This is a genomic window from Paenibacillus sp. 2KB_22 (assembly GCF_052115745.1).
Classification (GTDB): Bacteria; Bacillota; Bacilli; order Paenibacillales; family Paenibacillaceae; genus Paenibacillus.
In genome coordinates this window covers 1,514,668-1,532,487 of record NZ_JBFRHG010000002.1, presented here as the reverse complement: position 1 = coordinate 1,532,487, position 17,820 = coordinate 1,514,668, and the positions used below count along the sequence as shown (strand labels likewise).

At 47.0% G+C, this 17,820-nt stretch carries 17 protein-coding genes; 13 read left to right on the top strand and 4 right to left on the bottom strand.

Annotation, left to right across the window (positions count from 1 at the left end):
• Positions 1 to 56 precede the first annotated feature (56 nt).
• Positions 57 to 1,391 (top strand): AbfB domain-containing protein, encoded by a 1,335-nt coding sequence (locus tag AB4111_RS17830; RefSeq protein ID WP_442032591.1) that lies wholly within the window; start codon positions 57 to 59, stop codon positions 1,389 to 1,391.
• A gap of 202 nt (positions 1,392 to 1,593) precedes the next feature.
• The gene (locus tag AB4111_RS17825) at positions 1,594 to 3,438 is read left to right on the top strand and encodes an RICIN domain-containing protein (RefSeq protein WP_442032590.1); all 1,845 of its coding nucleotides are present in this window, start codon (positions 1,594 to 1,596) and stop codon (positions 3,436 to 3,438) included.
• Between the two features lie 127 nt (positions 3,439 to 3,565).
• Here AB4111_RS17825 and solA read toward each other — a convergent pair whose 3' ends face one another.
• The gene (solA, locus tag AB4111_RS17820) at positions 3,566 to 4,699 is read right to left on the bottom strand and encodes an N-methyl-L-tryptophan oxidase (protein WP_442032789.1); all 1,134 of its coding nucleotides are present in this window, start codon (positions 4,697 to 4,699) and stop codon (positions 3,566 to 3,568) included.
• A gap of 132 nt (positions 4,700 to 4,831) precedes the next feature.
• On the opposite strand from solA, the gene AB4111_RS17815 reads away from it, so the two are divergent.
• From AB4111_RS17815 to AB4111_RS17790, 6 genes are all read left to right on the top strand, one after another.
• The gene (locus AB4111_RS17815) at positions 4,832 to 5,389 is read left to right on the top strand and encodes a GNAT family N-acetyltransferase (protein ID WP_442032589.1); all 558 of its coding nucleotides are present in this window, start codon (positions 4,832 to 4,834) and stop codon (positions 5,387 to 5,389) included.
• Between the two features lie 86 nt (positions 5,390 to 5,475).
• A complete protein-coding gene (locus AB4111_RS17810; RefSeq protein ID WP_442032588.1) occupies positions 5,476 to 6,231 on the top strand; it encodes an exodeoxyribonuclease III in 756 nt (251 codons plus the stop codon).
• Between the two features lie 232 nt (positions 6,232 to 6,463).
• A complete protein-coding gene (locus AB4111_RS17805; RefSeq protein ID WP_442032587.1) occupies positions 6,464 to 7,447 on the top strand; it encodes an alpha/beta fold hydrolase in 984 nt (327 codons plus the stop codon).
• Positions 7,448 to 7,497: 50 nt separating this feature from the next.
• Positions 7,498 to 7,644 carry a hypothetical protein gene (locus AB4111_RS17800; RefSeq protein ID WP_165980244.1) on the top strand — a complete coding sequence of 49 codons (147 nt, stop codon included), beginning with the start codon at positions 7,498 to 7,500 and terminating at the stop codon, positions 7,642 to 7,644.
• 32 nt (positions 7,645 to 7,676) lie between these two features.
• Entirely contained in the window at positions 7,677 to 8,258 is a 582-nt protein-coding gene (locus AB4111_RS17795; RefSeq protein WP_442032586.1) for a hypothetical protein, read from the top strand.
• 211 nt (positions 8,259 to 8,469) lie between these two features.
• On the top strand, positions 8,470 to 9,447 hold the full coding sequence (locus AB4111_RS17790; RefSeq protein WP_405170367.1) for a diaminopimelate dehydrogenase: 978 nt from the start codon (positions 8,470 to 8,472) through the stop codon (positions 9,445 to 9,447).
• An 84-nt stretch (positions 9,448 to 9,531) separates the two neighbouring features.
• Here the strand turns inward: AB4111_RS17790 and AB4111_RS17785 are convergent, their stop codons facing one another.
• Positions 9,532 to 10,386, bottom strand: coding sequence for a pentapeptide repeat-containing protein (locus AB4111_RS17785; protein WP_442032585.1), 855 nt, complete (start codon positions 10,384 to 10,386; stop codon positions 9,532 to 9,534).
• Between the two features lie 154 nt (positions 10,387 to 10,540).
• Positions 10,541 to 11,926 carry an NADP-specific glutamate dehydrogenase gene (gene gdhA / locus AB4111_RS17780; RefSeq protein WP_442032584.1) on the bottom strand — a complete coding sequence of 462 codons (1,386 nt, stop codon included), beginning with the start codon at positions 11,924 to 11,926 and terminating at the stop codon, positions 10,541 to 10,543.
• 388 nt (positions 11,927 to 12,314) lie between these two features.
• Here gdhA and AB4111_RS17775 point away from each other — a divergent pair, with 388 nt between their 5' ends.
• From AB4111_RS17775 to AB4111_RS17755, 5 genes are all read left to right on the top strand, one after another.
• Positions 12,315 to 12,788 carry a GreA/GreB family elongation factor gene (locus AB4111_RS17775; RefSeq protein ID WP_339236567.1) on the top strand — a complete coding sequence of 158 codons (474 nt, stop codon included), beginning with the start codon at positions 12,315 to 12,317 and terminating at the stop codon, positions 12,786 to 12,788.
• Positions 12,778 to 13,284, top strand: a complete 507-nt coding sequence (locus AB4111_RS17770) for a cation:proton antiporter regulatory subunit (RefSeq protein WP_036617317.1) — start codon at positions 12,778 to 12,780, stop codon at positions 13,282 to 13,284. Before AB4111_RS17775 ends, AB4111_RS17770 begins: the two co-directional genes overlap by 11 nt.
• Positions 13,285 to 13,287: 3 nt before the next feature.
• Positions 13,288 to 14,493 carry a cation:proton antiporter gene (locus AB4111_RS17765; RefSeq protein ID WP_091028012.1) on the top strand — a complete coding sequence of 402 codons (1,206 nt, stop codon included), beginning with the start codon at positions 13,288 to 13,290 and terminating at the stop codon, positions 14,491 to 14,493.
• Between the two features lie 517 nt (positions 14,494 to 15,010).
• Positions 15,011 to 15,727, top strand: coding sequence for an expansin EXLX1 family cellulose-binding protein (locus AB4111_RS17760; RefSeq protein ID WP_442032583.1), 717 nt, complete (start codon positions 15,011 to 15,013; stop codon positions 15,725 to 15,727).
• Between the two features lie 110 nt (positions 15,728 to 15,837).
• The gene (locus AB4111_RS17755) at positions 15,838 to 16,785 is read left to right on the top strand and encodes an alpha/beta hydrolase (protein WP_442032582.1); all 948 of its coding nucleotides are present in this window, start codon (positions 15,838 to 15,840) and stop codon (positions 16,783 to 16,785) included.
• Between the two features lie 67 nt (positions 16,786 to 16,852).
• Here the strand turns inward: AB4111_RS17755 and AB4111_RS17750 are convergent, their stop codons facing one another.
• The gene (locus AB4111_RS17750; protein WP_442032581.1) at positions 16,853 to 17,731 is read right to left on the bottom strand and encodes a PhzF family phenazine biosynthesis protein; all 879 of its coding nucleotides are present in this window, start codon (positions 17,729 to 17,731) and stop codon (positions 16,853 to 16,855) included.
• Positions 17,732 to 17,820 lie beyond the last annotated feature (89 nt).

Below are 17,820 nucleotides of genomic sequence, written 5' to 3'. Positions count from 1 at the left end.
AGGTATGTTAAGTCTAATTCATTATTCCTTTCAATCCTGGATAAGGAGATGACCTGATGTTAACGAAGAGGAAAGACAGAGCAAGAGGACTCAGCGGTTTCAAGGCCGGAATGATCCTGCTGCTTGGAACATTGCTTCTATTAACCGTGGTATTCCCCAATACAGCCAGAGCAGCGACAAGTGTCTATACGATATCCGCCTTCACGAACACAAGTGAGTCCAATATGTATATCTATGAATCCTATAATGCGACACACTATGGTTTGCTAAAAGGGCCAACCTATACACCTCCGGCCAATCTGATCCGCGATCCAAGCATCATGAAGCACACAGATGGTCTATATTACGTCGTCTACACCACGAACTGGTCGGGTAACACCATCGGCATCGCCTCCAGCCCGGATAAGGTAAACTGGACATTTGTTCGTAACATTACATTATCCACACCTGCCACAATCGCACACACCTGGGCACCGGAATGGTTCAAAGACAGCAACGGCAGTCTGAACGTTATCGTGTCCCTCTCACCAGGCAACTATGAGAATTTCAAACCTTATGTCATTACCGCTTCAGGCAGCAATCTAACATCTACCTCATGGTCTGCACCTACTGAACTGGCAGGCATTGCTCCCAATTATATCGACACTTTTATTGTGAGGACAGGCTCAACCTATCATGCGTTTACCAAGAATGAGACCACCAAGTACATCGAATATGCGACATCCACTTCGCTAAAGGGTCCTTATACCTTCAAAGGTACAGGGGATTGGGCAGGTTGGGGATCCTGGGTAGAAGGTCCGGCGCTTGTTCAGCTGGATAATGGTTCATGGCGAATCTACTTTGACGGCTATGCGACACAAAAATATTATTACAGCGACTCTGCTGATAACTTCCAGACCTGGGGTGCCAAACAAGAGATTGCGGGTCTTACCGGACTGGTCCGGCATATGACCGTATTGAAAGAGTCCGGACAGCCGGGTGATATCCGCAAGTTGGAGTCATTCAATGTGCCGGGTAGCTTCATTCGTCACTACAACTATCAGGCACGGATCGATGCCAGTGTTAGTCCGGCGGAGGATGCACAATTCCGTATCGTTCCAGGGCTGTCGAATGCAACAGGAATTTCGTTTGAGTCCATGAATTACCCGGGTTATTTCCTGCGCAATACTAATGGCAACATCACACTCGTAAAAAATGACGGCAGCGCTACGTTCCGAAATGACGCCACGTTCAAACGTGTCAATGGACTTGCTAACACCAGTTGGACATCGTATGCCTCGTTTAGTAACCCAAACCTGTATCTGAGACATTACAACAATGTGCTGAAATTGGAGGCTGTCGTTACTGCACTTGATAAGTCAGACGCGACCTTCCGAGAGGTTGCACAATAATGGGTGTTCGTGTTCCGGAAAATACAAATATAAATTTACACGACAACGGAGAGGTCAGAAATAACTTGAAGAAGCGAAGCGTGCGCCTTTATCCCCGGATTTTCCCCTTTTAGAGAATAATTAAAAAAATCTGGGGATAACAGCGATCAGAAAGTTGTTCTGACATCGGAGTGCAAGTGTAAAATCACAAGGAGTGAAGCGGATGAAGTGGTTAAAACGAATGAGCTCGCTGCTGCTGGCAGGAAGTCTGCTAACAGGCAGCTTGGGTCTAGGCACAGAGGTATCTGCTGCAGGAGCATACACGGCTGTTGCCGATCCATCGAAGCAATATCAGACTATGGAAGGATGGGGAACATCCCTCGCGTGGTGGGGCAAAGTGGTTGGAGAATATTCCAATCGGGATGAGTATGTGGAGAAAATGTTCAACGCGAATACCGGACTGGGGCTGAACATCCTGCGGTACAACATTGGAGGCGGAGATAATCCCTCATCCAATGTCCTTGAATATCGCAAAGCCGTTCCTGGGTACCAGCCTTCTCCAGGCGTGTATGATTGGAATGCAGATGCAAACCAACGATATATGCTGCAGGCTGCCAAAGCGCAAGGCGTGAATATCATCGAAGCTTTTGCGAATTCCGCACCTTACTGGATGACGATCAGTGGCAATGTGTCCGGTTCGGCCAATGGTGGGAATAACCTCAAGCCCGATTACTACGATGATTTTGCCGATTATTTAACCGAGGTTGTGAAGCATTTTCGAGATAACTGGGGGATCACATTTGATAGTGTAACTCCGTTGAATGAACCGATCTCGACGTGGTGGAAGCAGGGCAATGATCAGGAGGGCATGCACTTTGACCGGGCGGATCAGAACACCATTCTGAGTCAGGTACAAGCTTCGTTGAATGCGAAGGGGCTGTCCACGAAGCTGAGCGCACCGGAAGAATACAGTATTGATGATACCAATGTGTCGTTTAACAGCTACAGCAATGCGGTTAAATCAGCGATTACTCAGATCAACACCCATACGTATGGCGGGAGCAATCGTACTGCTTTGCGCAACACAGCGACGTCTGCGGGCAAACATCTGTGGACCTCGGAATATGGGGATGGGGATGCAAGTGGACTTACGATGTCACGTACCATCCTCAAGGATATTCGCAATATGGGCGCAAGTGGATGGGTGTATTGGCAAGCCGTGGATAGTGCAGAAGGATGGGGATTCTTCAAGAACGTGTTGAACAATACGCAGACGTCCAGTTACACCGTGAACCAAAAATATTATGTCATGGGCAACTACAGCAAGTTTATTCGTCCTGGATACAAGATTATCGGTATGAGTGATGCCAATACCCTTGCAGCCTATGATGCAGCTTCTGGCAAAGTTGTACTGGTTACAACCAATTCGGAATCGACGGATACAACGGTAACCTATGATCTGAGTCGATTTACGAACACAGGCACGTCTGCTCAGGGATATCGGACCTCTTCGACGGAGAAGTTGCAGCAACTGACCAATATTTCCGTGCAAAATAAAACCTTTACCGCTACAGCCAAAGCCAACTCGGTTACAACTTACGTCATTTCAGGTGCAACCTACAATGGTAGCACGGGGTATGAAGCCGGGGCCATCTACAAATTAATCAACCGCAACAGTGGACTTGCACTTGATGTTAACGGTGCTTCTTCTACGGGTGGGGCAACGATCATTCAGTGGAATGATAATGGAGCAGCCAACCAGCAGTGGAAGCTGGAGTCGGCAGGTAACGGATATTACAACATCCGCAATGTAGGCAGTGGGCTTTTGTTAGACGTGAATTCGAGTTCCACACAAGGCGGAGCCGCTCTGATTCAGTGGCAGGATAACGGGGGCAACAATCAGCAATGGCTGCCCATTGATGTGGGAGGATATGTGGTACTTGCGAATCGTAATAGCGGCCTGACGGTGGATATCAATCAAGGGTCCCTGACCGCGGGTGCCTCCACCATTCAGTGGGCCGACAATGGCGGAGCCAATCAGCAATGGAGACTCGTCAAAGTGAATTAGGCTTGTGGACATGAAATAACGTTCTTATGTATCCTTCTTTCTTGGAGGTGCAGTGTTCTAAGTAACACTGCATCCTCTAGGAAAGTGGCTATTTTATACATATAATGTTCATCCATCTGGCGTGTACTTAACGAAAACGGGATAGGCTGAATCTGCTAATATCCTGATCCGTGTGCCCTGTTTGCACCAAATCGGACAGAATTTGCCCAATAGCACTTGCGAACTTGAAGCCATGACCGGAGAAACCGCCTGCGAGCCACACACGTTCATGGGCAGGGTGTCGGTCGATAATAAAATCTTCATCCGAAGTGAATTCATACTTGCACACACTGCCACGCTTCAACTCTCCAGCTGCTTGCGGCATATGAAGCTCAAGCAATCTTCGAAGATCACCCTCATCGGACTCTTCCGTACCAAAAGCAGCCATTGTACTTCCAGGTGTCCACACCTGACCTGTATCATGACGCCCCATCTTCAGTCCTGATCCGCCAATGCTCGGGAATCCATAATATGTACCTTCTTTTCCTGCCAATGTGAATCCGGGGAAATGTGTCTCACCATACAAAGCCTCTGGTACATCAAACCATCCAACCGTCTTGCGTACGGCCTGAATCGGGAGATCCACGAAGGGCTTCAACGTCTGGAACCAGGCACCAGCGCTCAGGATGATGTGATTCGCATGGTATGTCTCACCACTCGAAGTCTGAACTGCAACGGAATGTGATCCGCATTCAATATGCTCCACACGAGTGTGAGTTAACAAGGTTGCACCATGAGACTCGGCTGCTTTGCGAAAGGCACGAATACAGGGTTCACTATATAAATAACCTGCATCAGGCTCATACATGCCCTCGTAATGTTCAGGTACAGTAATCCCTGGCCAGCGTTTCATCACCTCGGCTGCATGCAATGTTTCATAACGAATGCCTGCATCATCTGCATGGCTCAATCGGTCGTGGAAGGAATGAATCTCCGGATCGACCACATTCAATACACCGGAAGGAACAAACAGTTGGTCCCCAGTCGTTTCCTCCAGCTCATGCCATAACTTCTGCGCAAGCAATGCCATAGCGATATAGTCAGGCCCGCCACTATACACATGGCGCATCAGTCTTGTATCTCCGTGATGACTTCCTTCCGTATGCGGAGGATCAAAGGCATCCAATAGTAAAGTTTTGCATCCACTGCGAGATAGATAATATCCTGCACTCATGCCCATGGAACCGGCTCCAACGATAATAACGTCATATGATGATGTGATGATAGCACGTCCTCTCCGTATGTATCCTTTTCTACAGCAATGCCTTAATAGAATATATTAATCGTAAAAGCTCGATGGTGGCAAGTGTAGTAAAATGGACTTCTATAATACATGTTGCAAAGGAGACCAGACATGAATGAACAATTTACATTTGATCTATTTCCATTAATTCATACAGAACGATTCATCCTCCGGTCGGCAGAGGCTAGGGACAACCATGATCTGCTCGCGTTATATTCGGATGAAGCTGTGGTTCAATATATGCCATTCACTCCCTTTGAATCCGTGGAGGATGCACAGGGTGAGATGAACTGGTATATGAAGATCTTTAAGGAACACACGGGTTTACGCTGGATGATTGAAGACCGTGAAACTCGTAAAGTGATCGGAACCTGTGGGTTCCTGAACTATGAAGATGTACATAACCGTGCTGAGATCGGATACGACTTGCGTTCGGCTTCCTGGGGCCGCGGAGTCATGACGGAAGTGGCTCATGCTGTGCTGCATTTTGGATTCATGAGCTTGCAGCTCAATAAGATCGAAGCGAAGGTCGAACCGGAGAACGAGGCGTCAATTCGCCTGTTACACAAGCTAGGTTTTCAGAAGGAAGGCGTACTTCGACAGCATGAGTTCGAGAAAGGCAGATATATTGACCTTGCGGTGTTCTCCAAGTTACGAAGCGAAATATAGGCAAACTTCATCTCATTTCCAGGTCGTGAACCTTGTCCCCTCGAATTCGTCCGTGCTATATTGGAGAGATGTGAGGAGATGAGGATATGAAGCTGGTGTCCTGGAATGTGAATGGCTTAAGGGCATGTGTGACCAAAGGATTCATGGATTATTATCAGGAGAGTCAGGCGGATATTTTCTGCCTTCAGGAGACCAAATTACAAGCTGGACAGATTGAGATGGACCTGGGGGAAGACGTTTATCAATATTGGAATTATGCGATCAAAAAAGGATATTCCGGTACAGCTGTATTTAGCCGAATCAAGCCTATATCCGTTCGTTACGGGATGGAGGAGGACAGCGAGCCGGAAGGGCGGATGATTACGCTGGAGTACGATGAGTTTTATCTGGTGAACGTGTATACACCAAATGCCAAGCGGGATCTCACCCGGCTGCCCTACCGTCTGGAATGGGAGGACCGATTCCGGGGTTATATTCTGCAACTGGAGCAGATCAAGCCGGTTATCATCTGTGGTGACCTGAATGTGGCTCATCAGGAGATCGATCTGAAGAATCCGAAGCCCAATCTGGGCAATTCCGGCTTTACCCTTGAGGAGCGTGGCAAGATGACCGATTTGCTTGCTTCCGGTTATGTGGACAGCTTCCGCCATCTGTATCCGGATCGTACGGATGTGTACAGCTGGTGGTCTTATATGCCGAAAGTCAGAGAACGGAACGTGGGCTGGCGGATTGATTATTTTCTCGTATCCAATCAATTGGCACCTAGGGTGGCGGATGCACATATCGACTGCCATGTGATGGGCAGTGATCATTGCCCGGTGGGTCTTACATTGCAACTATAGGTAAGGATCAGCGTGAGATGGATTGTGGTATTAAGCTTAGAATACAAGTATAGATGAACTGCAAGTTTCCTGAATGGGAGATTTGCAGTTTTTTTGCGTCACAGGTAGGGGAATGAGACTGGACTTTAGTTGGGGAAAGGACTGGACTCGGGATTGTTTCAATCCCGCTATTTCTTGGGTACGATTGAAGCATACATATACAGATGAACCTTGGGGATAAGGGGTAGAGAAGATGAAGAAGGGGTTACGGAGAGGGTTGAAGGTGCTGGGAGGCATGATGTTTGCCACAGGACTTTTGCTGCTGGCAGGTACAGCGTATGAAGCGTATCAATCCACGCAGGATATGAAGTCCTATCCCCCGCCAGGCAAGTATTATGAAGTGAGTGGTCGCAACATGCATCTCTACACCGCTGGCAAAGGAGAAGCTACGGTGGTTTTTGCCTCAGGCTGGGGTACACCCAATCCGTACGTGGATTTCAGTCCGCTGTATGACAAGTTGAAATCAAAGGTGAAAATTGCGGTATACGATCGGTTTGGGTACGGATACAGCGACTATACGGATGAACCCCGTGATGTCGATACGATCTCGGAAGAGATCCACCAATTGCTGCGAACATCCGGGCAACGTCCACCTTACATCATGGTAGGTCACTCTCTGGGTTCGCTGGAGACACTCCGGTTTGCGCAAAGGTATCCTGATGAGGTGGCTGGCATGGTCATGATCGATGGAGGCAGTCCTGAATATTACAGTACGGTGGAGATGGATACGCCCGAATGGTATTTTGCTTCAGCTCGATTCCTGGTGAAAACAGGCGTAGCGCGTGCACTGCTTCATTCGGATCGGATGATGGCAACGCTGGTCATTGACCCGAAGTTGGTTTCTACGCCAATGAAAAAAGCCGCCACTATCTCTACATTGAAGCATGCTTACAATGATAATGTAATGGATGAGATGCGTCACTCCAAGATCAATGCATCACGTGTGCTGGAGAACAAAAAGCAGTTTTCTTTTCCTCTGACAATCCTGACAGCAGGATCAGATCAACCAAGTGAGGGGAGTCGGGCATGGCAAGCAGATCAAGCAAAATTTGCTTCATGGTCAAAACAAGGAAACCAGCAACTTGTTCCTGACGCCGAGCATTATATTCATAACAGTCAGCCGGATATTGTTGCTGCCGAAATCATGAAATTAGTGCCAACGTCGAGTGACCTATGAGTAAGATGATCCCACAAACACATGATGAACAGGATGAGGAGGAGGGATGGATGAAAAAGTTTAGAGTGATCACCCGATTCCTGTCCATACTGGTAGCCAGCTGTCTATTGTCTTTAAGTGTATTATCTGTATCTGTGATATGGGTCAAGAATAACGTTCATGCGGTGCCTGTAATCCAGTCGTTTGAGCGTGATTAGCACATAAAGCGAACAAGAAGGAGTGGTATCGGATGGTGAAGAGGAGGAGTTATGTATTGGCCTGTGTGGCACTGGCGATGATGGTGGCCTTGAGTGCCTGCAGCAGCGCAGCAGACGAACCGACAGGTGAAACGGAGAAGGTGGACACCGAAGTTTCCTCCGGAACGGGTGAACAAGCGACTAATGAAGGTGCAAGTGAAGCAACAACAAGTGGAGTGACCGAAACGGAGGGTACAACTGCGCCAGCCGAATCGGATTCAGATAGCGGTGAGGAGGCCGCTGCTGGAACGAATGAATTGCCGGAGAACTTGCCAAGTGATTTCCCGTTGCCGGAAGATGCAACGATTCGTTTAGCCAATTCCGGTGAGAATGAAGGCAAGCAATCGGCCATGGTGATTTTCTCCACAGAACAAGATATGAAAACCGTATCCGAGCTGTATAAAGAGTACTTCAATGCCAAAAAGTTGACGGATGCGGGTCAGACGATCGATGACAAAAATATTATTATTCAGGGAACTGACCCGGATACGCAGGATGTCTGGTCCTTGATTGGAGGAACATTGGCTGGGCAGGAAGGCGTGATTGAACTGACGTTGACCTGGACAGAATCATAAGCACCAGATAAGGGCTATTGTTGATTCCTGCTTTCTTCCTTCCTAAAATAATGAATGAACGCCATAATACCTTGCATGCGGAGCCGCATTATTGCTGCACCGCTGCAAGGTATTTTTATTTCGAACTGGAAACCTGACAGGTTACATGGTATGTTATATCTTTATAATAGAGTAATAGACAACTATAGAAGAAGACAGGAGAGGATTGAACATGATTAGAGTGGGTATTGTTGGTTACGGTAACTTGGGTAAAGGTGTAGAAAAAGCCATTTCCCAGAATGAGGATCTTGAACTGATTGCTGTGTTTACACGTCGTAATCCGGAGCAGATGGTCGCTGAAAGTACAGAAGTTCGCTTTGAGCATATCTCTGCAGCGGAGCAATACATAGGCAAGATCGATGTTATGATCCTCTGTGGTGGCTCGGCAACGGACCTTCCGGAGCAGACACCAGCCATCGCCAAGTTGTTCAATACGGTAGACAGCTTCGATACACATGCCAAGATTCCTGAATTCTATAAGGAAGTGAATGCTGCGGCAGAGCAAGGCGGTCATGTAAGTGTCATTTCCACAGGTTGGGACCCAGGCTTGTTCTCGATGAACCGTCTGCTTGCACAGTCCATCCTGCCAGAAGGAAAAGAGTACACGTTCTGGGGCAAAGGTGTGAGCCAAGGTCACTCGGATGCGATTCGTCGAGTTCCAGGTGTTAAAGCGGGCGTACAGTATACTGTTCCTGTTGAAGAGGTTATCAACCGCATTCGTGCAGGGGAAACACCAGAGCTGTCTACACGTGAGAAGCATCTGCGTCAATGTTATGTGGTAGCTGAAGATGGTGCTAATCAGGATGAGATCCGTGAGACGATTGTGTCGATGCCTAACTACTTTGCAGATTACGATACAACGGTAACGTTCATTACCGAAGAAGAACTGAAATCCGAGCATGAAGGCATGCCGCATGGTGGATTTGTAATTCGCAGTGGGGTTACAGGTGCCGGTCAAAAGCAAATTATTGAATTCGGTCTGAAACTCGACAGCAATCCTGAATTTACAGCGAGTGTACTTGTAGCGTATGCCAGAGCCGCACAACGCTTGAGCGTGGAAGGACATAAGGGTGCAAAAACGGTATTTGATATTCCGCTCGGTCACCTGTCCCCGAAATCGGCTGAAGATCTTCGCCGCGACTTGTTATAATTCTGCTTCGTTCCTGTAGTTCGTTTCAATAAAAAAACAGCTCGTCCCTGGATATCCAGGCCGAGCTGTTTTTTTATGTTTTTGCTACACCCAGTGTGAGGGAATGTTGAGATGATCAGGTAACTTGGTATTCACATTACCTTTGGCTGCATTAATCTGCGATTGCGTCAGGAAGATGCCACCTCTCAGGTCTGCACCGCCCAGATCCGTATCCCGCAAGTCTGCACCGATCCAATCAGCATTTCGTATATCTGCATTTTGGAGATTGGCTGCGATCATTAAAGCCCCCCGGAAGCTTGCGCTCCGCAGGTCAGCTCCTTTTAAGTTGGCACCAAAAAAGTCACTTCCGCTACGTTTTTTACTCTTCTTCGACTTCCCTTGTCCATGAGCGGCGGGTGGCACATTCGCGCGTACCATTTCACTGGCCTGAACCAAGAGTTGATTCACCGAGGAGCGATAATGGGTGATGTCCAGACGGAGGAGGGCCGCAGGCTCCAGATTGCTCAAGCGTTCGATCTCCTCATATAACTCACTGAATGCGGAGTGAAGGGATGACGTCTCCGGTCTCATCATCATTTCCTTCATATAACTGAGCAACTCGTGAAGTTGTCGCAAGGCAGGCAGACAATCGAACATCTCCTTTGCAGACTCCGGATGATCACGCCAATCCTTGCCCGCGTAGGTTACTTGGGACAGCTTCTGTCCAGCTCCAAAACAGTCATATACGGTACAGCCTTTGAACCCTTTCTGCCGAAGCTGGGTATGGATACCGCAGCGATTGTCCGTGCGCAGATTGGGACAGGGTGTGCCGCTGGCCTTATCAAAAGCAAAGTCAGATGACTTGCCGTATGGCAAGGCAACACAGCACAGGCCAAAACATTGCTCGCAGTCTGCGCTCAGATGAGGACTCGCAGTGCTGGCAAATGGTTGGTTAGACAATGTAAACACTTCCTTTAATAGTACAAAAAGATGGAATTACGTCAGTACCACTTTACCATTGCCCTGCGATTAGAGCAATTGAAGATAATGAAAAAAGGGCGATTACCCAAATTAGATGGGAACGCCCTTTTTCGTGGAGAATCACGTATTTAAATCAGACTACACCTTGAGCGATCATGGAATCAGCGACCTTGAGGAAACCGGCGATATTTGCTCCGGCTACGAGGTTGCCTTCACAGCCATACTCTTCAGCAGCTTCTACACAGCTGTTGTAGATGTTCTTCATGATGTCATGAAGCTTGGCGTCTACTTCTTCAAATGACCAGGACAACCGCATGCTGTTCTGTGACATTTCAAGAGCAGACACGGCTACACCACCAGCATTAGCCGCTTTGGCTGGACCAAACAATACGCCCGCGCCGTGGAAGACGTCAATTGCAGCCAGGGTGGAAGGCATATTTGCACCTTCGCCAATGGCCTTCACGCCACCTTTGACCAGAAGGGCAGCAGCTTCTTCATCGATCTCATTTTGCGTCGCACATGGAAGAGCGATATCACAAGGAATAGACCAGATTCCTTCACAGCCTTCGGTATATGTAGCATGCGGATGTTCTTTGATGTATTCGCTGATGCGAAGACGATCAACCTCTTTCAGACGTTTCACGGTATCCAGGTTGATGCCTTGTGGATCGTATATATAGCCGCCTGAGTCACTGCATGCCACGACTTTGGCTCCAAGCTCTTGGGCTTTCTGAATAGCATAGATGGATACATTACCAGAGCCAGAGACAACGACTGTGCTGTCTTGGAAGCTGAGGTCTTTGGATTGCAGCATCTCCTTCACGAAGTACACACAGCCGAAGCCAGTGGCTTCCTTGCGTGCCAAGCTTCCTCCGTACAGCAGACCTTTTCCTGTCAAGACGCCTGCTTCATGCCCACCATGGATACGTTTGTATTGGCCGAACATGTAACCGATTTCCCTTGCGCCTACACCAATGTCACCTGCCGGTACATCGGTATCGGAACCGATATATTTGTACAGTTCTGTCATGAAGCTTTGCGTGAAACGCATAACTTCCATATCCGATTTTCCTTTGGGATCGAAGTCAGAACCGCCTTTACCACCGCCAATAGGCAGACCGGTCAACGCATTTTTGAAGATCTGTTCGAAGCCAAGGAACTTGATGATGCCCGAGTATACAGAAGGGTGGAAGCGAAGTCCGCCTTTGTAAGGACCAATGGCACTGTTGAATTGCACCCGGAATCCACGGTTAACCTGAACTTTGCCCTGATCATCTACCCATGGGACACGGAATGTGATTACACGCTCGGGTTCGACCAGCTGTTCCAGCAGACTATGGTTCCGATATTTCGGGTGTGCTTCAATAACAGGAATAAGGGAATCCAGAATTTCTTTGACAGCCTGATGGAACTCATCTTCGTGCGGATTTCTGGCGACAACCGACTCATAGACGGAATGAACATATTCTGCGGCAGTAACTTGAACGGACTCTGTAGTTTCTTTTGTTATCGTGGACACTTTTTCGATGCACTCCTTTATTGTGTTAAAGTCTGTAGATGCTTATTTGCATAAATTGAATAAAAGTTTGTAGTTAAATATACAGTAAAGCAAATAAAAATACGAGATAAAAAACCATAAAATGTTTTTTATGCAGTAATTAAAATGTTCTATGGATCTACCACATGATGTGAAGAATTAAGTTATTAAATGGAAGATATGACCACAAATGATAATAAAAAAGCAAGTTAGACGAATATACTGGATTAAAATATTAGTTTTGGTAAGATGGTAAGAAGGTCTCGTATCCCGGGGCCTTTTAACAATCAGAAGGAGGACAACAAGATGATGAAGAGAAACATGCCAATCAACATGGAGAACAAGGCTTGTATAGGGGGTGAAATCTATTATGAACCATAGGACTTCCCGCCATAATTGCAGAGAGAAGCTGGTGAGCCAGCTATTTACATTCGGTGAAGAGAAAAGAACATTTCTCGACGCCTATTTCGACGTGCGCGATCCAGAGCGAATACAAATGGAAAAACAACTGCTGGCATATACGGAGTATGTGGAAAAACTGCTTCTGGGCCCTGATGAAGATCTGGACTCAGCTGTATTGATCGGCAGTCATATTGATTTCGAATATATCGATTTTCATACGTCAGATTCATTCATGATTGTCATGCCAGAAGATACGGATCCGGATGAAGGTCGCATTTCCTTCCTCTCTCCAGTGGGGAGTCAATTGCTGCTTGGCCGCAAAGGGGAAGTTAGGTCTGTTCATACACCATCAGGTTCCATGAGGATACGCATCACAGGCATTGAACTACGGGGCGAAACCTTGAACGAGTCGGCCTTAGGAGGTGCAGATCATGCACTTTAAAGAGACAGACTTACCAGGGATTGGACGTAAATACTGGTTGCATACCCGTAGTGGTGAGCACTTGGTCATTGTGATTCATAATGACGAAAGGCGTGACCTGTTCCATATGGAGTCAGGGGATACACCTGAAGAGGTGGGCGATATGGTATCTCTTGTCACTCTGGACGATGATGAAGCCCGGGCGGTAGCCGCCATCGTTGGTGGTATGACCTATAAACCGAAGTTTCAAGATGAGCGTGAAGTGATGCTTGAAGGGTTGTTAATCGAATGGCTACGAATTGAACCTCACGCAGCAAGCGTAGGCATGACGATTGGTGAACTGGATATCCGTCAGGCTACGGGCGCTGTTATTCTTGCTGTGGTGACCAAGGATAAGGAGAAGCATTTTAATCCAGGTCCGGATTATGCTTTTACCGCGGGAGCTACAATTGTCGTTGCCGGTGAACGGAATCAGATTAAACACCTCAAACAATTGTTGACTGATGGACGGACTTAGCCTATGGATATGCTCATATTCGAAGTGGGAATTGCCGTTGCGCTGATTACACTTACTGGGCTGATATCTTCACGATTACGATTTTCGGTCATTCCTTTCTATATCCTGATTGGTATGGCTGTTGGACCACATGCACCACAGATCGGCATAGTGGACTTGCGTTTTATCGAAAGTTCGACCTTTATTGAATTTATGGGCAGGCTTGGAATTTTGTTTTTGCTATTTTACCTGGGTCTGGAGTTCTCGGTCTCCCGTCTATTAAAGTCTGGTAAAGCCATTCTGACCGGAGGCATGTTCTATGTAGGGCTTAATTTTGTCTCTGGATTACTGTTGGGGTGGTTCATGGATCTGCCCCTTCAGGAGACTCTCGTTGTCTGTGGGATCATGACCAGCTCTTCTACAGCCATTGTAGCCAAAGTGCTCGTTGATCTGAAACGCACGGCAAACCCTGAAACAGAGATCATTATGGGCATGATCATGTTTGATGACTTGTTCATCGCGATTCATATCTCCATCCTGACCGGGCTTGTGCTCAGCGGGGCAACCTCATTCTTAAGTGTTCTGTTGGTATCGCTGTCTGCCCTGCTGTTTATTGTGCTGTTCCTGATTATTGGCAGGAAAAGCATCAAATATATTGATAAGGCACTGAATATCAAGTCATCAGAGTTGTTCCTGCTTACCGTCATGACACTGCTCTTCCTGGTGGCTGGTTTCTCGGAGACATTGCATGTAGCGGAAGCCATTGGAGCGTTGATGATGGGTCTTGTGCTGGGCGAATCAAGACATGTCAGTCGGATTGAGCACCAGATCATGCCTTTCAAAGATTTTTTTGGTGCCATTTTCTTCTTCAGTTTTGGTCTGACCATCGAGCCGTCTTCACTTGGCGGAGCGATTGGCATGACGATCATTGCCGTTATTCTGACGATCGCTAGTAACTATGGTGCAGGCATGATCGCTGGCAGATTGGCTGGAATGAGCCCTAAGGCCTCGTTGAATGTGGGCTTCACCCTAGTCTCGCGGGGCGAATTCTCCATTATCATGGCGAATATTGGCAAGGCCGGAGGGCTGATGGCATCCATCCAATCGTTTGCCGTATTGTATGTGTTAATTCTGGCTGTGCTGGGGCCTATCCTAACGAAAGAATCTCCGCGGATCTACGCACAGTATGAGCGACTAAGGAAGCGGGTGAAACGAAGGGAGACAGGATGAGGCGGTGTAGCTGTCCTTGGACAGTCAGGGAATTCTGACCGCAAGGCCTAATAAGCGTCACACGGTTTGGAGTGAGAGATCACTCCAGGGTGTGGCGTTTTTTTATTAATGGAAATGGACCGAATATCGGCTTGTAATCGTGCTCAATTCACCAATTTATGGTATGTATCCATATCTTGTGCGTGGTCGTGAATGTTCAAGTCCAGAGGCAGGACTTTGGATGTGATTTGGCTGAAATGGATTGAAAATAAAAAGTTATTATGTAAAATAATGTTATATTTAAATCTAGCAGTTGAACGTACTTTTTACACGAGAACGTAGAGGACAGAAGAAAACTGAAGAAGCGGAGCGTTCGCCTTTATCAACAGATTTTCACCTTTGTAAAATTGAATCAAAAAATCTGGGGATAACAGTGATCGGAAGGTTATTCTGTCATCGGAGTGGCAAGTGTAAATATACTTTAGTTCAACTTATGTTTCAATGTAACAGAAGGTAGAATGACGAGGAGGAATAGCTCATGAACAAGAAAAGTAGATTTCAACGGTTAAAATGGGCCAGTACAGGGATTTTGCTCAGTCTCGTATTATTTGCTCTACCTGCATCTGCTGCATGGAACGATACATATCAGGGTTATGCGACGTATACAGGCTCAGGTTACTCGGGAGGTGCGGTGTTGCTTGATCCCATCCCGGCGGACATGAAGATTACTGCACTTAATCCGTTTCAGCTCAATTATAACGGTGTCAAAGCCGCTCTAGCGGGAGCTTACCTTGAAGTTCAAGGTCCTAAAGGCAAAACAACCGTCTATGTAACAGACCTCTATCCAGAAGGTGCCAGTGGAGCGCTCGACCTCTCCCCGAATGCCTTTAACCTGATTGGTGACCCAAAGGCAGGCAAAATCAATATCAGCTGGAAAGTAGTCAAAGCTCCCATCCAAGGCAATGTCTCCTATCGGATCAAGGAAGGCAGCAGTCAGTGGTGGGCAGCCATTCAGGTCCGCAACCATAAGTATCCGGTACTGAAGTTCGAAGTGAAACAGAAGGATGGTACGTGGCTCAATCTTGAAAAGCAGGACTATAATCATTTCCTCGGAACCGGATTGGGCAAAGAAAAACTAAATGTTCGTATTACCGATATTCGCGGTCAGGTATTAAATGACACGATCCCGGCTTTGCCTAATGATGGATCGGGTGGTGCGTACATCGTACCAGGCAATGTCCAGTTTCCGGATTGACAGATATACGAAGGTGTTATAAAAAGAAGTATGTTCATTGACGTATTCTTAACGAAAAGTCGTACATTGTACGGCTTTTTTGGGTACATGAAAAGAGGAGAATCAACCGTATGAAAAAAAGTTTGCCTTCATATCAGACAACACATCCCTATTGGAAGCAGTATCAGGGCTTTTTCCCGGAAGAAGTGAGACTAGGAGAGCATACAGCTCCTCAGGAAGAATGGTGGACGTTGAATGGGGTTCATCTGCATATGGATCGCTTACCTGCACCGGAGTCTTCAATCAAAATTCTGTTCATTCATGGCGCGGGAGGCAATGGCAGGTTGCTCGCTCCGTATGCCCGCATGTTGCAGCGACATGGATACGAGGTGGTATCGCCAGATCTTCCGCCGTATGGGTTAAGTTACGCAATGTCTGGTACACGTATCAACTACGAACTATGGATAGAGCTACTTGTGTCACTCATCGAACGGGAATACAAGAAAGATGGCAAGCCCATCGTTGTATTGGGAAGTAGCATCGGAGGTATGCTTGCCTACCATACCAGTGCACGTAGCAAGCTCGTTAAGGGTCTGATCACAACTACATTTGTAGACACGAGTAATCAGGAAATGCGTGATCAGCTTGCACCGAACCGTCTGGTGAGTCGTGTGGGAAAACGTATGATGGATCTGTTCCCTGGTCTACTGGACCATATACGTATTTCGGTCAAGCAGGTATCCCGGATGCAACTGATTACCAATAACCAGGACTTAACCCGGCTTATTATGGATGATCCACAAGCGGCAGCTACACGTATTCCGTTGGAATTATTAAGAACATTCCTTAATAAAGAACCGGAAGTAAGCCCGGAACAGTTCAGCCAGTGTCCGGTCCTGTTGGTTCACCCCGAATTGGACCCCATGATACCGATCAGGTTCAGCCAACCTTTTTTTGATCGTTTGGTGGTAGATAAGGAATGCATCATTTTGGAGGGTGCAGGCCATTTTCCTATAGAACAGCCAGGACTGAAGCAGTTGGAGGTAGCGGTGTTACGATTTTTACAAGAGATTGAATGATATAAGGTTATGATATGGCTTCAAAAATACATAGTTCTCATATCTTTAACACGCCAAACACCTCCCATTAAGGGAGGTGAATTTGAATGTTTTTGATATGAATTGCACGACCGCCAACCTGAATCTGTGTAATTTCATTGGAGCTGTCCAAAGTTAACCTGGCTCGGATTTCGGAGGGGCGGTTCATGGTGTACCCTTGTCTGATCGTATACGTGAGATGATGAGGATCTGTAAGCTGGTTGTAATGGTGTAAATAACAGAGCATGGCACCATTCGAGGTGCCCGTTGCACTCTCTTCCGGTATATCATACAGTGGTGCAAAATTACGACATTCGGTCAGAACGTCCATAACATCTGATTCGAGTGTAAACACGTGATAACCTATGGCATGATGAGCCTTGCTTATTTCAGTGATACGCTGGAAGTCAGGATCGATTTTGGTCAGAACATCAACATCTTTAACAGCTATCATGATATCAGGTAGCCCGGTAGACACAATCTGTACAGGAAGTTCGGCATGTAAATCCTCCGTAGAAATACGTAATGAATCGGCAATCTGCTGACGATCCACGATCTCCCCAAACTCCGGCAATGTCTGTGCCAGATAGACTTCTCCATTGACTTCAATAACGACTTTAAGAATTCCGGCGAGTGTCTCCAGTGTATATGTACCAACATCAACGAGGTGTTGTGTCTTCATTAGATAAAATAAAGCAATTGTGGCATGCCCACAAAGATCAACTTCATCACTTGGAGTGAAGAAACGTACTTTGAAATCAGCCTGATCCGATGGCATAACAAATGCAGTCTCTGAAAAACCGACTTGTCTGGCAATCTCCTGCATCTGAGATTCAGACAAATGCGCTGCTTGTAAAACAACACCTGCGGGATTTCCGCCAAGAGCCTTGTCCGAAAATGCATGTAATGTACTCACTTCAACTTCCATATCGTTACCTCGCTTGTTCAAGTATTGGATTAGGTATTGGATTAAGGTATAACATAATCGATAATCGACATTATATCACGATTGTTGAA